At 71.9% G+C, this 18140-nt stretch carries 17 protein-coding genes; 5 read left to right on the top strand and 12 right to left on the bottom strand.

What is annotated here, in order from left to right:
• Nucleotides 1-116 precede the first annotated feature (116 nt).
• The gene (gene sodX / locus ACZ7MY_RS17485) at nucleotides 117-551 is read left to right on the top strand and encodes a nickel-type superoxide dismutase maturation protease (protein WP_499602714.1); all 435 of its coding nucleotides are present in this window, start codon (nucleotides 117-119) and stop codon (nucleotides 549-551) included.
• On the opposite strand, the gene ACZ7MY_RS17480 is transcribed toward sodX, so the two are convergent.
• A complete protein-coding gene (locus ACZ7MY_RS17480) occupies nucleotides 455-1084 on the bottom strand; it encodes a CGNR zinc finger domain-containing protein (protein ID WP_499602713.1) in 630 nt (209 codons plus the stop codon). The genes sodX and ACZ7MY_RS17480 overlap by 97 nt on opposite strands.
• 79 nt (nucleotides 1085-1163) lie before the next feature.
• Between ACZ7MY_RS17480 and ACZ7MY_RS17475 the strand changes: the two genes are divergently transcribed.
• A complete protein-coding gene (locus tag ACZ7MY_RS17475) occupies nucleotides 1164-1928 on the top strand; it encodes a class I SAM-dependent methyltransferase (protein ID WP_499602711.1) in 765 nt (254 codons plus the stop codon).
• Nucleotides 1929-1996: 68 nt separating this feature from the next.
• Here ACZ7MY_RS17475 and ACZ7MY_RS17470 read toward each other — a convergent pair whose 3' ends face one another.
• The 3 genes from ACZ7MY_RS17470 to ACZ7MY_RS17460 are packed head-to-tail and all read right to left on the bottom strand — an operon-like array spanning nucleotide 1997 to nucleotide 4703.
• Entirely contained in the window at nucleotides 1997-2788 is a 792-nt protein-coding gene (locus ACZ7MY_RS17470) for an amino acid ABC transporter ATP-binding protein (RefSeq protein WP_499602709.1), read from the bottom strand.
• The gene (locus tag ACZ7MY_RS17465; protein ID WP_499602707.1) at nucleotides 2785-3735 is read right to left on the bottom strand and encodes an amino acid ABC transporter permease; all 951 of its coding nucleotides are present in this window, start codon (nucleotides 3733-3735) and stop codon (nucleotides 2785-2787) included. The genes ACZ7MY_RS17470 and ACZ7MY_RS17465 overlap by 4 nt, the downstream gene beginning before the upstream one ends.
• A gap of 26 nt (nucleotides 3736-3761) precedes the next feature.
• Complete coding sequence (locus tag ACZ7MY_RS17460; RefSeq protein WP_499602706.1) at nucleotides 3762-4703, bottom strand: ABC transporter substrate-binding protein; 942 nt, start codon at nucleotides 4701-4703, stop codon at nucleotides 3762-3764.
• A gap of 498 nt (nucleotides 4704-5201) precedes the next feature.
• Between ACZ7MY_RS17460 and ACZ7MY_RS17455 the strand changes: the two genes are divergently transcribed.
• Together ACZ7MY_RS17455 and ACZ7MY_RS17450 are read left to right on the top strand one after the other, a co-directional pair.
• Nucleotides 5202-6458: an NAD(P)-dependent malic enzyme gene (locus ACZ7MY_RS17455; RefSeq protein WP_499602705.1), complete on the top strand. Its 1257-nt coding sequence runs from the start codon at nucleotides 5202-5204 to the stop codon at nucleotides 6456-6458.
• A 133-nt stretch (nucleotides 6459-6591) separates the two neighbouring features.
• Nucleotides 6592-7554, top strand: a complete 963-nt coding sequence (locus tag ACZ7MY_RS17450) for a zinc-binding dehydrogenase (RefSeq protein ID WP_499602703.1) — start codon at nucleotides 6592-6594, stop codon at nucleotides 7552-7554.
• Between the two features lie 280 nt (nucleotides 7555-7834).
• On the opposite strand, the gene ACZ7MY_RS17445 is transcribed toward ACZ7MY_RS17450, so the two are convergent.
• Entirely contained in the window at nucleotides 7835-8737 is a 903-nt protein-coding gene (locus ACZ7MY_RS17445) for a PadR family transcriptional regulator (RefSeq protein WP_499602702.1), read from the bottom strand.
• 1 nt (nucleotide 8738) lies between these two features.
• The gene (locus tag ACZ7MY_RS17440) at nucleotides 8739-9608 is read right to left on the bottom strand and encodes a DUF4097 family beta strand repeat-containing protein (protein WP_499602700.1); all 870 of its coding nucleotides are present in this window, start codon (nucleotides 9606-9608) and stop codon (nucleotides 8739-8741) included.
• 92 nt (nucleotides 9609-9700) lie between these two features.
• On the opposite strand from ACZ7MY_RS17440, the gene ACZ7MY_RS17435 reads away from it, so the two are divergent.
• Nucleotides 9701-10453 carry a DUF4232 domain-containing protein gene (locus ACZ7MY_RS17435; protein WP_499602698.1) on the top strand — a complete coding sequence of 251 codons (753 nt, stop codon included), beginning with the start codon at nucleotides 9701-9703 and terminating at the stop codon, nucleotides 10451-10453.
• Between the two features lie 24 nt (nucleotides 10454-10477).
• Here ACZ7MY_RS17435 and ACZ7MY_RS17430 read toward each other — a convergent pair whose 3' ends face one another.
• From ACZ7MY_RS17430 to ACZ7MY_RS17405, 6 genes are all read right to left on the bottom strand, one after another.
• Nucleotides 10478-10657, bottom strand: a complete 180-nt coding sequence (locus ACZ7MY_RS17430) for a DUF6104 family protein (RefSeq protein WP_431967379.1) — start codon at nucleotides 10655-10657, stop codon at nucleotides 10478-10480.
• Between the two features lie 162 nt (nucleotides 10658-10819).
• Entirely contained in the window at nucleotides 10820-14677 is a 3858-nt protein-coding gene (locus tag ACZ7MY_RS17425) for a multifunctional oxoglutarate decarboxylase/oxoglutarate dehydrogenase thiamine pyrophosphate-binding subunit/dihydrolipoyllysine-residue succinyltransferase subunit (protein WP_499602696.1), read from the bottom strand.
• A gap of 204 nt (nucleotides 14678-14881) precedes the next feature.
• A complete protein-coding gene (locus ACZ7MY_RS17420) occupies nucleotides 14882-15979 on the bottom strand; it encodes a HAMP domain-containing sensor histidine kinase (RefSeq protein WP_499602695.1) in 1098 nt (365 codons plus the stop codon).
• Nucleotides 15976-16722: a response regulator transcription factor gene (locus tag ACZ7MY_RS17415; protein ID WP_499602693.1), complete on the bottom strand. Its 747-nt coding sequence runs from the start codon at nucleotides 16720-16722 to the stop codon at nucleotides 15976-15978. The genes ACZ7MY_RS17420 and ACZ7MY_RS17415 overlap by 4 nt, the downstream gene beginning before the upstream one ends.
• Before the next feature lie 61 nt (nucleotides 16723-16783).
• On the bottom strand, nucleotides 16784-17467 hold the full coding sequence (locus ACZ7MY_RS17410) for a spermidine synthase family protein (RefSeq protein WP_499602691.1): 684 nt from the start codon (nucleotides 17465-17467) through the stop codon (nucleotides 16784-16786).
• Between the two features lie 41 nt (nucleotides 17468-17508).
• On the bottom strand, nucleotides 17509-18120 hold the full coding sequence (locus ACZ7MY_RS17405; RefSeq protein WP_499602690.1) for a hypothetical protein: 612 nt from the start codon (nucleotides 18118-18120) through the stop codon (nucleotides 17509-17511).
• Nucleotides 18121-18140: the final 20 nt, after the last annotated feature.

Here is an 18140-nt window from a genome sequence, read left to right as displayed (position 1 = left end):
TTTCCACCAGGGAGATTACTCCCCTGTCGAGTGGTTTTCTCGGGCGCCCCTTGGTGCTTACGACAAAAGTCTGGTGTCACCCTGGGGCTGGTGGAGCATGGAGGAGGAGGCTGAGCATGCGCGAGCCCGGGGCTGGGCAGAGGAGGAGCGTGCCGTACCAGCTGGTCGAGGTGACAGGTCCGTCGATGGTGCCGACGCTGCTGAGCGGCGACTGGCTGCTGGTGCAGCACGTCAGGAGCGCGGCGGAGGTCCGGGAGGGTGACGTGGTGGTGCTGCGGCATCCGCTCCAGCAGGACCTGCTGATCGTCAAGCGCGCCGTCGAGCGGCGCGAGGGCGGCTGGTGGGTGCTGGGCGACAACACCTTCGTGGAGAACGACAGCAGGGAGTTCGGCACCGTCCCGGACGAGCTGGTGCTCGCCCGGGGACGGGGGCGCTTCCGGCCGCCGCGCGAGGTTCAGCGCTCGGTGGCGGGCGTGGCGGGCTGGCTGGTGTCCTGCGTCAGGCCGCTCAGGGCGGACCGCTCGTTCTCCAGGCGCTTGCGGGCGCGGTAGGCGGCGACGTTGGCGCGGGTCGCGCAGCGGTCCGAGCAGTAGCGGCGGGACCGGTTGGTCGAGGTGTCGATGTAGGCGTTGCGGCACGTGGTGGCCTGGCAGATGCCGAGCCGGTCCACGCCGAGGTCGGTCAGCTGGAAGGCCAGGCCCATGCAGGCGGTCGCCGCGTACGAGGCCGTTGCCGTGGCCGCGTGCTCGGCGAGGTGCATGTGCCAGTCGGGTCGGCCGCTCTCGTCGAGGAACTCGTGGCCGGAGATCTGCGGGCTGACCGGGAACTCCAGCAGCAGGGCGTTGAGCAGGTCGACGGCGCGCACCTCGTCGCCCTCGGAGGCGGCCTCGAAGACGCCGCGCAGCCGGGTGCGGACGGTGCGCAGCCGCTGCACGTCGGCGTCCCCCGCGCGGCCCGCGGCCAGGCTGGACGGGCCGAAGAGCTCGCGCACCGCGTCGACCGAGGTCAGGTTGTCGATGCCGCGCTCGGGCTCCTCGCTGTTCACCAGGCGCACGGCGTAGTCGGAGTAATAGGCGAGTTCCACTTGTAGTCCTTACGCGTGCGCTCTAAGGTCGGTAATGACTGCTCTAGCTCTAAGGGTATTACGACTGGAGGGGAACCGTATGTCCGACACCACCGCGGCGGCGACCGACTGGCAGGCCTGGCAGGACAGCTGGGACCGGCAGCAGGAGTGGTACCTGCCGGACCGCGAGGAACGGTTCCGGGTCATGCTCGACATGGTGGAGGCGCTGGTCGGCCCCGAGCCCCGCGTGCTCGACCTGGCCTGCGGCACCGGCAGCATCTCCGACCGGCTGCTGCGGCGCTTCCCGGGCGCCTGGTCGACCGGCGTGGACCTCGACCCGGCGCTGCTGACCATCGCCCGCGGCCACTTCGAGGGCGAGCGCAGGGTCGAGTTCGTCACCGCCGACCTGCGCGACCCGCAGTGGCCGCTGGCCCTGCCGTACGACTCGTACGACGCCGTGCTCACCGCGACCGCCCTGCACTGGCTGAAGCCCGGGCCGCTGAAGGCGCTGTACGGGACGCTGGCGGGCCTGCTGCGCGACGGCGGGGTCTTCCTCAACGCCGACCACATGCCCGACACCTCGACGCCCCGGCTGAACGCGGCCGTGCGCGAGCTGGAGCGGTCCCGGCGCGAGCGGCGGCGCGCGGAGGGGGCGCTGGACTGGGAGCAGTGGTGGGACACCGCAAGGGCCGACCCGGTGCTGGCCGGTCCCACCGAGGAACGGTTCGTGATCTACGGCTCCCACGCCGACGGCGACGAACTGCCCCCGGCCTGGCATGCCGCGGCCCTGCGGGAGGCCGGCTTCGGTGAGGCGCGGGAGGTCTGGCGGTCGGTGTCGGATGCGATCGTCCTCGGGCTGAAGTGATCCGTGCCCCGCTGCGGGGTACGCGTGAGGGGCGGCGCCGTCCGGCGCCGCCCCTCACGCACGCGCGGTCAGAGGACCTTGGAGAGGAAGGCCTTGGTGCGGTCGTGCTGCGGGTCGGTGAGCACGTCGCGCGGGTGGCCGGACTCGACCACGACGCCGTCGTCCATGAAGACCAGGGCGTCGCCCACCTCGCGGGCGAAGCCCATCTCGTGGGTGACCACGATCATCGTCATGCCGTCCTCGGCCAGGCCCCGCATGACGTCCAGGACGTCGCCGACCAGCTCCGGGTCGAGCGCGGAGGTGGGCTCGTCGAAGAGCATCAGCTTCGGCTCCATCGCCAGCGCGCGGGCGATGGCCACCCGCTGCTGCTGACCGCCGGAGAGCTGGGCGGGGTAGTGCCCGGCCTTGTCGCGCAGGCCGACCCGGTCCAGCAGGGCCAGCGCCCGCTCCCGGGCGACGGCCTTGGCCTCCCTCTTCACCCGCACCGGGGCCTCGATCACGTTCTCGATCGCGGTCATGTGGGGGAAGAGGTTGAAGCGCTGGAAGACCATGCCGATGTCGCGGCGCTTGGCGGCGACCTCGCGGTCCTTCAGCTCGTAGAGCTTGTCGCCCTTCTGCCGGTAGCCGACCAGCTCGCCGTCGACCGAGAGCCGGCCGCCGCTGATCTTCTCCAGGTGGTTGATGCACCGCAGGAAGGTCGACTTGCCCGAGCCCGACGGGCCGATCAGGCAGAACACCTCACGCGGGGCGACCTCCAGGTCGATGCCCTTGAGGATGTGGGCCGGGCCGAAGTGCTTGTGCACGGCCTCGGCCTTGACCATCGGATGGGCGCCGGTGACGCCCTTGCTGAAGTCGGTCATCGTGCCACCTCCGGGCGGCGGAAGGTGCCCAGGTTGGCCTTGATCCGCTGCCACGGGGTGGGCGGCAGGTTGCGGGTCGTGCCGCGGGCGTAACGGCGCTCCAGGTAGTACTGGCCGACCGAGAACACCGAGGTGAGGACCAGGTACCAGACCGCGGCGAGGAAGAGCATCTCCACGGTGGCGCCGGTGGTGTTGCCGATGTCGGTGGTGGAGCGCAGCAATTCGGCGTACTGGGCGGCCTGCGCGGCCAGCGACGAGGTCTTCAGCATGTTGATGAACTCGTTGCCGGTCGGCGGGACGATCACCCGCATCGCCTGCGGCAGCACCACGCGGCGCAGGTTCTGGCCCTGGGTCATGCCCAGGGCGTGCGACGCCTCGGTCTGGCCCTCGTCGACGGACTGGATGCCGGCCCGCACGATCTCCGACATGTAGGCGGCCTCGTTCAGACCCAGGCCGAGCAGCGCGGCCATGAAGGGGGTCATGAACTGGTTCATCTCGTCCTTGTAGAAGCCGAGATTGATGACCGGGAAGATCAGCGCCAGGTTGAACCAGATCAGCAGCTGGACGTAGACCGGGGTGCCGCGGAAGAACCAGATGTAGCCCCAGGCCACCGAGGAGGTCACGGGGTTCTTGGACAGCCGCATCACCGCGAGGACGATGCCCAGGACCAGGCCCAGGACCATCGAGACCACGGTGATGACGATCGTGTTCCGCAGGCCCTTGAGGACCGTGGAGTCGAACAGGAAGTCCGGGATCGCCCCGTAGTTCACGTTCGCGTTGGCGAACGCGTTGACCAGCAGCCCGAGCACGGCGAGCACCAGGATCGCCGAGATCCAGCGGCCGTAGTGCCGTACGGGGATCGCCTTGATGGCCTCCGGGCGGGAGGCGGCGGCGGGCGGGGTCCCGGCCGGGGTGCCGGCCGGGACCTTGTCATTCGCTTCGGACATGGAGGAAGTCCTCTTGCTGTCGTGACTCAGGAGCCGCCGTTGATCTTGGCCTCGGTGACGGCGCCGTCGGTGACGCCCCACTTCTCCATGACCTTGGTGTAGGAGCCGTCCTTGATGACGGCGGTCAGCGCGGCCTGCAGCGCGTCGCGCAGCTCGGTGTTGCCCTTGGCGACCGCGATGCCGTACGGGCCGGCCTCGACCTGCTCGCCGGCGAGCTCGAAGTCGTTGCCGCCGCCGGAGGTCTTCACGGCGTACGCGGCGACCGGGAAGTCGGAGACGTCGGCGACGACGCCGCCGGCCTTCAGGCGGGTCTGCGCCTCGGTGTCGGTGTCGAAGGGCTCGATCGACATCGGCTTGTCGCACTTCTGCGCCTTGAGCAGGTCCTGCGAGGTGGTGCCGCGCTGCACGGCGACCTTCTTGCCGCACAGGTCCGCGAGGGACGTGACGCCCTCCGGGTTGCCCTTCTTCACGATGATCGAGGAGCCCGCGGTGAAGTAGTCCACGAAGTCGACGCCCTCGCCGACCTTCTTGCCGGTGGAGGAGTCCACACCCTCCTGGCGGTCCTTGGTGTCGCTCATCGCCGACATGACCATGTCGTAGCGCTTGGCGCGCAGACCGGTCAGCAGGGTGTCGAAGGTGCCGTTGTTGAACTCGACCTTCACGCCGAGCTGCTTGGCCATGGCGTCGGCGAGGTCGGGGTCGATGCCGACGTTCTTGCCGTCCTTGACGAACTCCACCGGCGGGTACGCGATGTCGGAGCCGACCTTGAGCACGCCCGCCGACTGCACCGACTTCGGCAGCTTGTCGAACAGGGGCGCCTTGGAGGCGTCGCTCGACGCGGACGAGGAGCCGCCCTTGTCCGTCTGGTCGCCGCAGCCGGTGAGGACGAGGGCGCCGGCGACCGCGATCGCGCCGACCGCGGCGAAGCGGCTCGTCACGGTCGAGCGACGGGTGGTACGTGCGGTCATTGCTGGTTCCTCCTGCGGGGAATCCTGGGAGCAGCCGATCTTCCGGGTACACGCGTTCGGGTGTCGCGAACGCGTGTGATCTCCGCATCTTGCCATCCGGACACGTCCTCTTGGGTGTCCGGATGTGTCAAAATCGCATAACGGGCGATCCCCTGACCCCCACCAGGCCGGTACACCAGGGCCGGACCGCGGTGGGGCCGTGCCGCGAAGTTGCGTGCATCACTTTCCTTGTCCCGCTATTCGGACGACTTGTTGCGTCGTGCGCAAAAGTTCCCGATGTGCGAGGCCCTGCGGCGGCGAACAGACTCGTCAGCGGAAACCGTCTTCCGGTACAACGGACCCTCACCCCTCACCGGGGGCCCCTCGGCGTGCGTGCGGCGCGCCCGGCCTCCGTCGCGCCCGGGACCACTCGAGTCCGGGTGTACGGAAGCCGAGCCCACCTACCCCCTGTTGTAGGGGGTAGTACCCTCATAGACAATTCGGACAAAGGGGTCAGAAGTGGCAGCGGAGATTGTCAATCCTCGCACCGACAGCAGTGACGACGCCGGTGGCGCCGGTAGCACCGAACGCATGGAAGGCACCGACGCCGACGGCCCGGAAAGCCCCGTGGACCCGGTGTTCGCCCTCCACCGCGGCGGCAAGATGGAGGTGACCGCGACCGTCCCGGTGCGCAACGCCGACGACCTGTCGCTCGCCTACACGCCGGGTGTCGCCCGCGTGTGCACCGCCATCGCCGAGCAGCCCGAGCTGGTCCACGACTACACCTGGAAGTCCCAGGTCGTGGCCGTGGTCACGGACGGCACGGCGGTGCTGGGCCTCGGTGACATCGGGCCCGAGGCGTCCCTGCCGGTGATGGAGGGCAAGGCGATCCTCTTCAAGCAGTTCGGCGGCGTGGACGCGGTCCCCATCGCGCTGGCCACCACCGACGTGGACGAGATCGTCGACACCGTCGTGCGCCTCGCCCCCTCCTTCGGCGGGGTGAACCTCGAGGACATCTCCGCCCCCCGCTGCTTCGAGATCGAGCGCAAGCTGCAGGAGCGCCTGGACATCCCGGTCTTCCACGACGACCAGCACGGCACGGCCGTCGTCACGCTCGCCGCGCTGCGCAACGCCACCCGGCTGACCGGCCGCGCGCTGGGCGAACTGCGCGCGGTGATCTCCGGAGCGGGCGCCGCCGGCGTCGCCATCGCCAAGATCCTCGTCGAGGCGGGCATCGGGGACGTCGCCGTCACCGACCGCAAGGGCGTGGTGCACGCCGGCCGCGAGGACCTGAACGGCGCCAAGCGCGAGCTCGCCGGCTTCACCAACAAGGCCGGGCTCACCGGGACGCTGGAGGAGGCGCTGGCGGGCGCGGACGTCTTCATCGGCGTCTCCGGCGGCACGGTGCCGGAGGAGGCCGTCGCCACGATGGCGAAGGGCTGCTTCATCTTCGCCATGGCCAACCCCACGCCGGAGATCCACCCCGACGTGGCGCACCGGTACGCGGCCGTCGTCGCCACCGGGCGCAGCGACTTCCCGAACCAGATCAACAACGTGCTCGCCTTCCCCGGCATCTTCTCGGGCGCGCTGCAGGTGCGGGCCTCCCGCATCACCGAGGGCATGAAGATCGCGGCGGCCGAGGCGCTGGCCGCCGTCGTGGACGGCGAGCTGTCCGCCGACTGCGTGATCCCCTCGCCGTTCGACGAGCGCGTGGCCCCCGCGGTCTCCGCCGCCGTCGCCGCGGCCGCCCGCGCCGAGGGCGTCGCCCGGCGCTGAGCGCCGCCGTACGCCCGCAGACCGCGCCGCCGCGCGGTGCGGTGCCCGCCGGTCGGGGGCACCGCGCCGCGCGGCGCGTGTCACATCCCCGCGCGGTTACGCGGGGGCACCGCGCGGCGCTAGCGTCAAGGTCATGTTCGCTGCCTACGCCGCCCGAATCGACCGCGACCAGCCGCTGAACGGCCTCGAACTCGGGGAGCGCCCCGAGCCGGAGGAACGGCCCGGCTGGAGCACCGTCACCGTCAAGGCCGCCTCACTGAACCACCACGACCTCTGGTCGCTGCGCGGGGTGGGGCTCGGCGAGGAGAGCCTGCCGATGATCCTCGGCTGCGACGCCGCCGGGATCGACGAGCACGGCAACGAGGTCGTCGTCTACCCCGTCGTCGGCCTGAGCGGGCACGGGGTCGGCCCCGACGAGTCCCGCAGCATCCTCACCGAGAAGTACCAGGGCACCTTCGCGGAGAAGGTCTCCGTGCCCACCTGGAACCTGCTGCCCAAGCCGAAGGAACTCTCCTTCGAGGAGGCCGCCTGCCTGCCCACGGCCTGGCTGACGGCCTACCGGATGCTCTTCACCAACGCGGGCGTGCGCCCGGGCGACTCCGTCCTGGTCCAGGGCGCCGGCGGCGGTGTCGCCACGGCCGCCATCGTGCTGGCCAAGGCCGCGGGCCTGCGGGTCTTCGCCACCAGCCGCGACGCGGCCAAGCGCAAGCGCGCCGAGGAACTGGGCGCCGACGCGGCCTTCGAGCCGGGAGCCCGGCTGCCGCAGCGCGTGGACGCGGTCATCGAGACCGTCGGCGCCGCGACCTGGTCCCACTCGGTCAAGTCGCTGCGCCCCGGCGGCACGCTGGTGATCTCCGGCGCCACCTCGGGCCCCGACCCGAGGTCCGCCGAGCTGAACCGGATCTTCTTCCTGGAGCTCAAGGTCGTCGGCTCGACCATGGGCACCAAGGACGAGCTGGCGGACCTGCTGAGCTTCTGCGCGCTCACCGGGGTGCGCCCGGTCGTCGACACCGTGCTGCCGCTGGACCGGGCCCGCGAGGGCTTCGCGAGGATGGCGGGCGGCGAGCTGTTCGGGAAGGTCGTCCTGACCGTCTGAGGCCCGGTCCCGGGGGCGTTCCGCCGGCCGGAGGAGCGGACCCGGCAGCGCCGGCCCCACGTGCGGGCCGTGCGCCGGCGTGCGCCCCCGCTGTCGAGGGGGGCGCCGCCGGGCCCTGGTGGCTGCGGCATCACGGGGTCCGCGGCACCCTGGTCCAGCGACGTGGTGGCCTGGGACTTCGGGGTGGGGCGATGGACGCGCAGGGGACGGCGGGGACGGGAAGCGGCAGGGCGGCTGCCGCCCGCGGGCGGGGCCCGGACGGCGGCGGCCTGGCCCCTGCCTAGCCCCGGTCCTTGCGGCCGCCGCGCAGCACGACGCCGATGTGGGCCGCCGCGGTGGAGAGGTGGCGGCGCACCTCGCGCAACTGCTCGGCGTCCACGCCGTTGTCGCGGGCGGCGTCGCGGACGTCGTCGCGGAAACGGTCCAGCAGGCGTTCCAGGTCGCGGGCCGGGTCCTCGGTCACGGCGGCGTCCTCCGCGCCCCACTCGGGCGCCTCTGCGGGTTCGGGCTTCACGTACGGCGGCCAGGTGGACGTACGGCCGAACTGGCCCAGTTCCCGGGTGAGTTCCGCCAGCCCCTCACGGACTCCGGTCTGCCAGTCGCCGCGCCGGACGTGGTCCTGGACCTCCTCCTGGACGCGGCGTGCGATGCGCTGCACCTCGTCCCGGGCGGCGTCCTGGGCCTCCCGCGCGGCACGCTTGGCGGTGCGCGCCTCCTCGCGGGCCTGCCGGATCTCCTCCTTCGAGCGGCGCATCTGCTCCTTCCAGTCCGCCGGGGAGGACTTGGGCTGGGTGCGCGACGCCTGCTGGGCGGCCGCCCGGATCTCGCGCCGCAGGTCGCCGGCGGCGCCGCGGACGTCCTCGCGGATCTCGGCGGCGAGCGTGGAGACGGAGTCGCGGATCTCGTTCTCCAGGTCGGCGATCTCGTCGCTGCGGGAGACGAGTTCGGCGCGGCCCGCGTCGGTGATCGAGTACACCTTCCGGCCGCCCTCGGTGGAGTGGGTGACCAGGCCCTCCTTCTCCAGCTTGGCCAGCCGCGGGTAGACGGTGCCGGCGGAGGGGGCGTACAGGCCGTGGAAGCGCTCCTCCAGCAGCCGGATCACCTCGTAGCCGTGGCGGGGGGCCTCGTCGAGCAGCTTGAGCAGGTAGAGGCGGAGCCGGCCGTGGGCGAAGACGGGGGCCATCTCAGACGTCCTTCCGGAACGGATCGGTGTCCGCGGGCCCGTGCTCCTCCTGCGGCGGGCGGCGCAACAGCGCGATCGCGCCCGACACCGTGGTGGCCTTCAGCCGCGAGCCGCCGGAACCCATCCGGCCGGAGATCCGCTTGGCCCCCCACTGCCCGCTGACCCGCAGCTCGTCGAAGGCGCAGGAGACGTCGCCGCTGGTGGTGTTGGCGTCCACCTCGGCGTCACCGGGGTCGGGGATGCGGATCGCGATCTCCCCGGAGACGGAGGTCAGCCGGACGTCGGCGCCGCTGCGCGGGTCCAGGTCGAGCACCATGTTGCCGCTGACCGAGTCGGCCTTGACGTGGGCGCCGCTGCCCTCGACCACCGTCAGGTCGCCCGAGACGGTGTTGACCCGCAGGTCGCCGGAGACGGCCTGGGCCTCCACGTTCCCCGCGACCGTCTCGGCGGTCACCGGCCCGGCCTGGCCGACCAGCGTGATGTCGCCGTTGACGCCCCGTACGGCGGTGCGGTCGGAGATCCCGGAGACCACGGCGCTCGCCCCGACCACCCCGACCGACACGTTGGTGCGCTGCGGTACCGCGAGCGAGACGACGGCGTGCCGCCGCCAGCCCTTGCGGTCGAGCCACTTGAGCAGGCCCTTCCAGGGCAGGTCCTCGTAGGTGACGGTGAGCGTGCCGCCCTCGTGGGACACGATCAGCGGCGGGCCGTCGAGCTCGCTCACCTCCAGCCGGGCCGGGCCCTCGTCGACGCCGACCACGTTGACGGCGCCGTTGACGACCCGGACGTGCAGCGTGTCGACGCTGCCGTCGAAGACCATCTTGTGCGGCTCGGTGACCGTCCACTCCCGTGAGCCGGGTGTTCCGCTCATTTCGCCCCTCCTTGGGGTCACCCGGGCACGCCGGGGCAACGCCGACAACGCAACATATCGCGTCTCTCCGATAGACACGATATATCGCGTGGATGGGAAGTCAAGGGAGCGCCGTGCGCGCCCTGGTGGCGTTTCCCGGCGGAACGGCCGGCGTCCGCGCGGGGCCGGTTGTGCGGCGTACGGGTGAGGTCCCGCACGCGGGGGACGACCTCGCGCGCGCCGTGACGGGCCGTACGGGGCGCCGGGTGATGTGCTCGTCCGTCATGCGCCCCTCGTGCCCCCTGCGCCCCCGCGCTGCCGTCGCCGCCGCCGTCCTGCTCCTCACCGGCCCCGCCCTCGCCGGCTGCGGCACCCGGGCCGGGACCCGCGCGCCCGCCGTCGCGGTGAGTCCCGCGCACGCCCGGGCGAGCGCCTGCACGGCCGGCACGACCACCGTGCGCTTCGTGGCGGCCGGCGTGCACGCGACCGTGTGGCAGCCCGCGGTCGGCAGGGTCGAGGTCACCAACACCTCCGGCGCCACCTGCACCCTGGCCGGCGCCACGACCCTCACCGCGAGGGACGACCAGGGCAAGGCCGCCCCCGTGCGGACCGACAACTCCGCCGCCGGCACCGACGCCGTGGACCTGCGCCCCCACGCCACGGCCGTCGCCGACGTCCGCTACACCGACGTCAACTTCGAGGGCACCCCCTCGGCGCGCGAGGTCTGCGCCGTCCAGGCCTCCCGGGTGGAGATCGCCCTCCCCGACGACGTGGCCCGCACGGTCGGGGTCACCGGGGCCGACGGCGCCCCGGCCGTCCTCAGCCTCTGCGGGGAGCAGGTGGGTTTCGGCGCCTTCCGCGCCTGAGCCCGGCGGCCCGGCGGTGCGCCGTCACTCGTCCTCGTCGTCGTCCAGCCGGGCCAGCCAGGTCGCCAGCCGTTCCACCGGGATCTCGAACTCCGGGTTGAGGTCGACGAACTCCCGCAGCCGCTCGGCCAGCCACTCGAAGGTGACCTCCTCCTGGCCGCGCCGGTTCTCCAGCTCCTCGATGCCGCGGTCGGTGAAGTACAAGGGGTGCTCCGGATCAGGGTCGAAGGATGACGTACCAGGCCAGGATAGGTACTCCCGCCGCCCGGGCCCCGGCCTGCCCCTCCCGCGGGCCGGCGCACGCGGGAGGGGCCCCGCACTCGGTGAGTGCGGGGCCCCTGCGCTGCGTACCGGGGACTGCGAGCCTCAGAGCTCGAAGACCTCCTGCACCAGCTGCTCCTGCTCCTGCTGGTGCCGCTTGGCGGAACCGACCGCGGGCGACGAGGAGGACGGACGCGACACACGACGCAGCCGGTCGGCGTTGTCGGGCGCGGCGCCCAGCACCAGGTCGAGGTGGTCGATCAGGTTGAGGGCGATGAACGGCCAGGCACCCTGGTTGGCCGGCTCGTCCTGGGCCCAGACGAACTTCTGGGCCTTGGTGAACGGGGCCAGGGCGGCCTGGATCTCCAGGCCCGGCAGCGGGTAGAGGCGCTCGATGCGGATGAAGGCGGTGTCGAAGGCACCGCGCTTCTCGCGCTCGGCGACGAGGTCGTAGTAGACCTTGCCGGAGCAGAAGACGACCTTGCGGACGTCCTCGGGCCGGCCCCCGCCGGAGGTGAAGTGCGGGTCGCCGATGACCGGCTGGAACTCGCCGGAGGTGAACTCGTCCGTCCTCGACGTCGCCGCCTTCAGACGCAGCATCGACTTCGGGGTGAAGACGATGAGCGGCTTGTGGTGCGGGTTGTGGACCTGCCACCGCAGGAGGTGGAAGTAGTTCGCCGGCGTGGTCGGGACCGCGACCGTCATGTTGTTCTGCGCGCACAGCTGCAGGAAGCGCTCGATGCGGGCCGAGGAGTGGTCCGGGCCCTGGCCCTCGTAGCCGTGCGGCAGCAGCAGGGTGACGCCGGAGGTCTGGCCCCACTTCTGCTCGGCGGAGCTGATGAACTCGTCGACGACGGTCTGGGCGCCGTTGACGAAGTCGCCGAACTGGGCCTCCCAGGCGACCAGCGCGTCCGGGCGGGCCAGCGAGTAGCCGTACTCGAAGCCCATCGCGGCGTACTCGCTGAGCAGCGAGTCGTAGATGTTGTAGCGCGCCTGGTCCTCGGAGAGGTAGAGCAGCGGGGTGTAGTCCTCGCCGGTCTCCCGGTCGACCAGGACGGCGTGCCGCTGGCCGAAGGTGCCGCGGCGGGAGTCCTGGCCGGCGAGCCGGACCGGGGTGCCCTCCATCAGCAGGGAACCGATGGCAAGCGTCTCGCCCATGGCCCAGTCGATGCTGTCGTCCTCGACCATGGCCGCGCGGCGCTGCAGCTGCGGCATCAGGCGCGGGTGGACGGTGATCCGCTCGGGGATGTTGACCTGCGAGGCCGCGATCCGCTTGACCGCCTCCTCGCTGATCGCGGTGCCCACCGGGACGGGGAACTCCGGACCGGTGGCCTGGTTCTCCTCCTGCTGCGCGGCGGCCGGCGCGGTCGCCTCGCGGACCTCGGTGAAGACCTTCTCCAGCTGGCCCTGGTAGTCCTGCAGGACCTGCTCGGCCTCCTCCAGGGTGATGTCGCCGCGACCGATGAGGGACTCGGTGTAGAGCTTGCGCACCGAGCGCTTCTTGTCGATCAGGTCGTACATCAGCGGCTGCGTGAAGGACGGGTTGTCGGCCTCGTTGTGACCGCGGCGGCGGTAGCAGATGAGGTCGATGACGACGTCCTTGTTGAACGCCTGGCGGAACTCGAAGGCCAGCCGCGCGACGCGGACGACGGCCTCCGGGTCGTCGCCGTTCACGTGGAAGATCGGCGCCTCGATCATGCGCGCGACGTCGGTGCTGTACATCGACGAGCGGGAGGACTCCGGGGCGGCGGTGAAGCCGACCTGGTTGTTGATCACCACGTGCACGGTGCCGCCGGTGCGGTAGCCGCGCAGCTGCGACATGTTCAGGGTCTCCGCCACGACGCCCTGGCCGGCGAAGGCCGCGTCGCCGTGGAGCACGACCGGCATGACGGTGAAGTCCGTGCCGCCCTTGCCGATGACGTCCTGCTTGGCGCGGGCGATGCCCTCGACGATCGGGTCGACCGCCTCCAGGTGCGAGGGGTTCGCGGCCAGGGAGACGGTGATCTGCTCGCCGTCCAGGCCGGTGAAGGTGCCCTGGGCGCCCAGGTGGTACTTCACGTCGCCGGAGCCGTGCATCGACTTCGGGTCGAGGTTGCCCTCGAACTCGCGGAAGATCTGCGCGTACGACTTGCCGACGATGTTGGCGAGCACGTTGAGGCGGCCGCGGTGGGCCATGCCGATGACGACCTCGTCCAGACGCGACTCGGCGGCCGCGTCGATGACGGCGTCCAGCAGCGGGATGACGGACTCGCCGCCCTCCAGGGAGAAGCGCTTCTGGCCGACGTACTTGGTCTGCAGGAAGGTCTCGAAGGCCTCGGCGGCGTTGAGCCGGCGCAGGATGCGCAGCTGCTCGTCGCGCTCGGGCTTGGTGTGCGAGCGCTCGACGCGGTCCTGGATCCACTTGCGCTGCAGCGGGTCCTGGATGTGCATGAACTCGATGCCGACGGTGCGGCAGTAGGAGTCGCGCAGCACGCCGAGGATGTCGCGGAGCTTCATCAGGGACTTGCCGGCGAAGCCGCCGACGGCGAAGTCGCGCTCCAGGTCCCACAGGGTGAGCCCGTGCTCGGTGATGTCCAGGTCGGGGTGCTTGCGCTGCTTGTACTCCAGCGGGTCGGTGTCGGCCATGACGTGGCCGCGGACCCGGTAGGAGTGGATCAGCTCGAAGACGCGGGCGGCCTTGGTGACGTCGTCGTCGTGGCTGGCGTCGATGTCCTTGAGCCAGCGGACCGGCTCGTAGGGGATGCGCAGCGCCTTGAAGATGTCGTCGAAGAAGTTGTTCTCGCCCAGCAGGAGCTGGTTCATGATGCGCAGGAACTCGCCGGACGCGGCACCCTGGATGACCCGGTGGTCGTAGGTGCTGGTCAGCGTCATGACCTTGGAGATGCCCAGCTTGTTCAGGGTGTCCTGGGAGGTGCCCTGGAACTCGGCGGGGTAGTCCATGGAGCCGACGCCGAGGATCACCGACTGGCCGGGCATCAGGCGCGGCACGGAGTGGACGGTGCCGATGCCGCCGGGGTTGGTGAGCGAGACGGTGACGCCGGAGAAGTCGTCCATCGTCAGCTTGCCCACGCGGGCGCGGCGGACGATGTCCTCGTAGGCCTGCCAGAACTCGAAGAAGTTGAGGGTCTCGGCCTTCTTGATGGCCGCGACGACCAGCTGGCGGTCGCCGTTGGGCTTGACCAGGTCGATGGCGAGGCCGAGGTTGACGTGGTCGGGCTTGACCAGCGTCGGCTTGCCGTCCTTCTCCGCGAACGACCAGTTCATCGCCGGCATGATCTTCAGCGCCTGCACCATGGCGTAGCCGATGACGTGGGTGAAGGAGACCTTGCCGCCGCGGGCGCGCTTGAGGTGGTTGTTGATGACGATTCGGTTGTCGAACAGCAGCTTCACCGGGATGGCGCGCACGGACGTGGCCGTGGGCAGCTCCAGCGAGGCGTGCATGTTCTTCGCCACGGCCGCCGACGGGCCGCGCAGCGTCACGTACTCCGGGCCCTGGGGCGCCTCGGTGGCCGGGGCGGCCTTGGGGGCCGGCTGCGGCTGTGCCGGGGTGGGCTTCTCGGCGACGGGCTTCGCGGGGGCCGGGGCCGGTGCCGCGGGCGCGACCGGCGCGGGGGCCGGGGCCTGGGCGGCCGGGGCCGGCGCGGCGGCGGGCGTCACGGCCGGCTGGACCGGCGCGACCGGTGCCGCGGCAGCGGGTGCGGCAGCAGGAGCGGCCGGAGCGGCCGGCGGCGCTGCGGGGGCCGCCTGAGGCTGGCCCGAGGCGACTGCGGAACCCGTATCCGCTCCCGGCTTGTAATCGGCGAAGAAGTCCCACCAGGCTCGGTCCACCGAGTTCGGGTCCTGGAGGTACTGCTGGTAGATCTCATCGACAAGCCACTCGTTAGGCCCGAAGCCCGCGGCAGGGCCCTGGCCCTGCCCATCGGTTTCGGTCGGGACGCTCGAGCTACTGGGGTGTGGCGACACGGCGGCAACCGCCCTCTTCCGCTTCACAAGGTGATGGACAGCGGAAATAAAGGCTACGCCTACCGGAGCGTTTCCTGCAGGCGGGGAGGCCAGTCGTCGCCTAAGTCACATCGGAAAGGCGGTTTCGGGGCGGAGTTTGGCGGGAATGGGGTGCTGAATCGACTGGTCCGGTTGCCTCTGGCAACGTCCGCCCCGGTGGGAGCGTCAAGCCGGCGCCGCGTGCGACCCCGGGAGGGTGACGCGGATCCGGCAGCCGCGGGGGGATTCGGCCACCGCGATGCGGCCGCCGTGGAGGTCCACCGCCCAGCGCGCGATCGCCAGTCCCAACCCCGTCCCGCCGTCGCCCGGTCCCGCGGTGCCGCGGTTGAAGCGCTCGAAGACGCGGTTGCGCTCGGCCTCCGGTATGCCCGGGCCCTCGTCCAGGACCTCCAGGTGCAGGCTGCCCGGGCCGGGGCCGCGGCGGGCGCTGACGGTGACCCGGCCGCTGGGCGGGCTGTGCTTGACGGCGTTGTCGATCAGGTTGGCGACCACCTGGTGCAGCCGCTCGGCGTCCGCGTACGCCGTCAGCTCCGGCGGTGAGACGTCCAGGTGGAGGTGGACGTCCTTCCGTGTCCGGCGGCCCGGCGCCTGGCCGTCCTGGAGGCCCAGCCCGGCGGTCTTGATCACGGCCGACAGGTAGGGCCAGACCTCGAAGCGCTTGGCGTCCAGCGGCACGATGCCGTTGTCCAGGCGGGAGAGGTCCAGCAGGTGGGTGACGAGCAGGCTCAGCCGCTCCGCCTGCTGCAGCGCGGTGCGCATGGTCTCCGGGTCGGCCTCGGAGACCCCGTCGACGACGTTCTCCAGCACCGCGCGCAGCGCCGCGATCGGGGTGCGCAGCTCGTGTGAGACATTCGCCACCAGCTCCTTGCGGTGCTGGTCGACGGCCTCCAGGTCGGCGGCCATCCGGTTGAAGGTCTCGGCCAGTTCGCCGACCTCGTCGCGGCGCACGGCGGTGACCCGCCGGCTGTAGTCGCCGCGCGCCATGGCGCTGGCGACCGAGGTCATCTCGCGCAGCGGCGCGGTCAGGCCGTGCGCCACCAGCTGCGAGATCAGCAGCGAGGCGATGATCGAGAAGATCGTGATGATCCGGATCTCGGTCGCGGAGTGCATCGCCACGAAGACCAGGCCCGTGGTGATCAGCACGGAGGCCAGCACCAGGTACTGCAGCGCCGCCTTGATCGACCGGAAGGGGTCGTACGGCCTCAGCGCGGCCCAGACACGTTCCCGCAACTTCGGCGGGCGCGGCGCGCTGTAGGGGCTCACGGCGTGGGCGTCTCGAGCGCGTAGCCGACGCCGTGGACCGTACGGATGCGCTCCGCGCCGATCTTCCGCCGCAGCGCCTTGACGTGGCTGTCGACGGTGCGGGTGCCGGAGGCGTCCGCCCAGTCCCACACCTCGGCGAGCAGCTGCTCCCGGGAGAGCACCGCCCGTGGCTGCTGGGCCAGGCAGACCAGCAGGTCGAACTCGGTCGGGGTGAGGTGCACGTCCGCACCCCGGACCCGGACCCGGCGCTGGGCGTTGTCGATCTCCAGGTCGCCGAGCTGCATGTTGGCACCCCGCGGGTCGCGGGCGGCGATCGTGGCGCGCTCCACGCGGCGCAGCAGTACGTGCACCCGGGCCACCAGCTCGCGCAGTGAGAAGGGCTTGGTCATGTAGTCGTCGGCGCCCACGCCGAGCCCGACCAGCATGTCGGTCTCGTCGTCGCGGGCGGTCAGCATCAGGACCGGGACCGGGCGCGAGGCCTGCACGCGGCGGCAGACCTCCAGGCCGTCGTAGCCGGGGAGCATGACGTCGAGGACGAGGAGGTCGGGCTGCCAGGAGGCGGCGGTCTCCACGGCGGCGGGGCCGTCGCCCGCGGTGCGGACCTGGAAGCCCTCGGCCCGCAGGCGCGCCGCGATGGCGTCGGCGATCGTGGCTTCGTCCTCCACCACCAGCACGCGGCGCTGCGCCCCGGGGGTGGCCGCCACCGCTGCGGCGTCGGCGGTCGTCGGCTGTGTGCTGTCCATGTGGGGTCCCCCATGGTCGTTTACGTTGCGCAGCAGCGTACGGGGCGGGACGACGACGCGGCTATGCGGGATTGGTTGCCAGGTGCACGACATCCGGAACGCCCCGATTCACCGGGATCTCGATGGTCCGGACCTGCGTGAACTGCGCCGACCTCAGTGCGTCGTCGAACGCGGCGGACGGCTGCGCCGACCATACCGCCAGTACGCCGCCCGGTTCGAGCCGCTCCTTGCAGGCCGCGAGGCCCGCCGGACCGTACAGCCCTTGGTTGCCCTCGGTGACCGTCCAGTCGGGGCCGTTGTCGATGTCCAGGCAGAGTGCGTCGTACGTCACGTCCGCATCCCGGACGTACTCCACCAGATCGCCCTCGACCACGGTGACCCGCGGGTCCTCGAGCGCGTGCCCGGAGAAGGCGCCGAGCGGGCCCGTGCGGTGCCAGTCGACCACCGCCCGCTCCCGCTCGGCCACCGCGATCCGCGCCCAGCGCGGCTCGCCCGCCGCCCGCGCGAGGGAGAAGCCCACCCCGAGCCCGCCGATCAGCACCGACAGGCCGGACCGGTCCGCGGGCAGCGCCTCCAGGGCCGCGTCGACCAGCAGCCGCTCGGAGCGGCCGTCGGAGGTGTCCATGAGGAAGGTGCCGTTGGCGATGATCTCGTAGCGCCCGCCGCTGCGCCGCAGCGCGACCTCGCCGTAGGGCCCCTCGCGGCGGTCGATCGTCACGGGTCGTGTGTCGTCCTCGTCGTACATGCCCACACAGCGTAATGACGCGGTCGCCCGGGCTGTACCGGTTATCGGACCCCGTCCGCCGCCGGGCCCCGGACCGCCACCAGGGCCGCGCCGGCGGCGAACAGCACGACGGCCGTCGCCCAGGCGGCGGGCTGGGCGCCCGGCTGCATCGACCAGGCCCACACCGCGGCCACCCCGCCCGGGGTGCGGGGCGCCGCCAGGAAGGCGGCGCCGCCGAGGACCACGGGCGGCAGCCAGCTCAGCCGGGCGCCGAACAGCGCGGCGCCGGCCGCGGCGAGCCCGGTGAAGCCGAGCACGCCGCGGACCATCGCCGGGGCGCCGAAGTGCGCCGGGTCGCTGGGCACCGCGGTGCCCAGCCAGAGCGCGGCGAGCCCGGTGAGGCCGAGCAGGTGCGCCGCGCGCCACCGCCACCACGGCAGCGGGGCGGAGCGGTCCAGTTCGCCGGAGCGGCTGTGCAGCGAGAGCCCGGTGACCGCGGCGGCGAGCACCGGGGCCAGGACGACCAGCGGCACCCGGGCACCCGGGTCGAAGAGGGCCCGGTCGACCAGCCGGTCCGCGCTCCAGCGCGAGACGGCGAGGAGGACGGCCAGGGCGGCGACAGCGCCGGGCAGACGGCGCGAGCGCAGGTAGAGGGGGACGAGCGAGGGCGTCATGGCACTGCCTCCTCGGCGGG

This window comes from Streptomyces sp. NPDC111520 (assembly GCF_055635295.1).
The sequence above is the reverse complement of the archived record's forward strand: the minus strand, read 5'-3'. Positions and strand labels throughout refer to the sequence as shown.

Bases quoted from the DNA above. Each gene is read 5' to 3' on its own strand.
- ACZ7MY_RS17440 (WP_499602700.1), bottom strand. From the start codon at position 9,608: ATGAGCGGAACACCCGGCTCACGGGAGTGGACGGTCACCGAGCCGCAC.
- ACZ7MY_RS17470 (WP_499602709.1), bottom strand. From the start codon at position 2,788: ATGACCGACTTCAGCAAGGGCGTCACCGGCGCCCATCCGATGGTCAAG.
- ACZ7MY_RS17445 (WP_499602702.1), bottom strand. From the start codon at position 8,737: ATGGCCCCCGTCTTCGCCCACGGCCGGCTCCGCCTCTACCTGCTCAAG.
- ACZ7MY_RS17435 (WP_499602698.1), top strand. From the start codon at position 9,701: ATGGGAAGTCAAGGGAGCGCCGTGCGCGCCCTGGTGGCGTTTCCCGGC.
- ACZ7MY_RS17450 (WP_499602703.1), top strand. From the start codon at position 6,592: ATGTTCGCTGCCTACGCCGCCCGAATCGACCGCGACCAGCCGCTGAAC.
- sodX (WP_499602714.1), top strand. From the start codon at position 117: ATGCGCGAGCCCGGGGCTGGGCAGAGGAGGAGCGTGCCGTACCAGCTG.
- ACZ7MY_RS17415 (WP_499602693.1), bottom strand. From the start codon at position 16,722: ATGGACAGCACACAGCCGACGACCGCCGACGCCGCAGCGGTGGCGGCC.
- ACZ7MY_RS17410 (WP_499602691.1), bottom strand. From the start codon at position 17,467: ATGTACGACGAGGACGACACACGACCCGTGACGATCGACCGCCGCGAG.
- ACZ7MY_RS17465 (WP_499602707.1), bottom strand. From the start codon at position 3,735: ATGTCCGAAGCGAATGACAAGGTCCCGGCCGGCACCCCGGCCGGGACC.
- ACZ7MY_RS17405 (WP_499602690.1), bottom strand. From the start codon at position 18,120: ATGACGCCCTCGCTCGTCCCCCTCTACCTGCGCTCGCGCCGTCTGCCC.
- ACZ7MY_RS17475 (WP_499602711.1), top strand. From the start codon at position 1,164: ATGTCCGACACCACCGCGGCGGCGACCGACTGGCAGGCCTGGCAGGAC.
- ACZ7MY_RS17460 (WP_499602706.1), bottom strand. From the start codon at position 4,703: ATGACCGCACGTACCACCCGTCGCTCGACCGTGACGAGCCGCTTCGCC.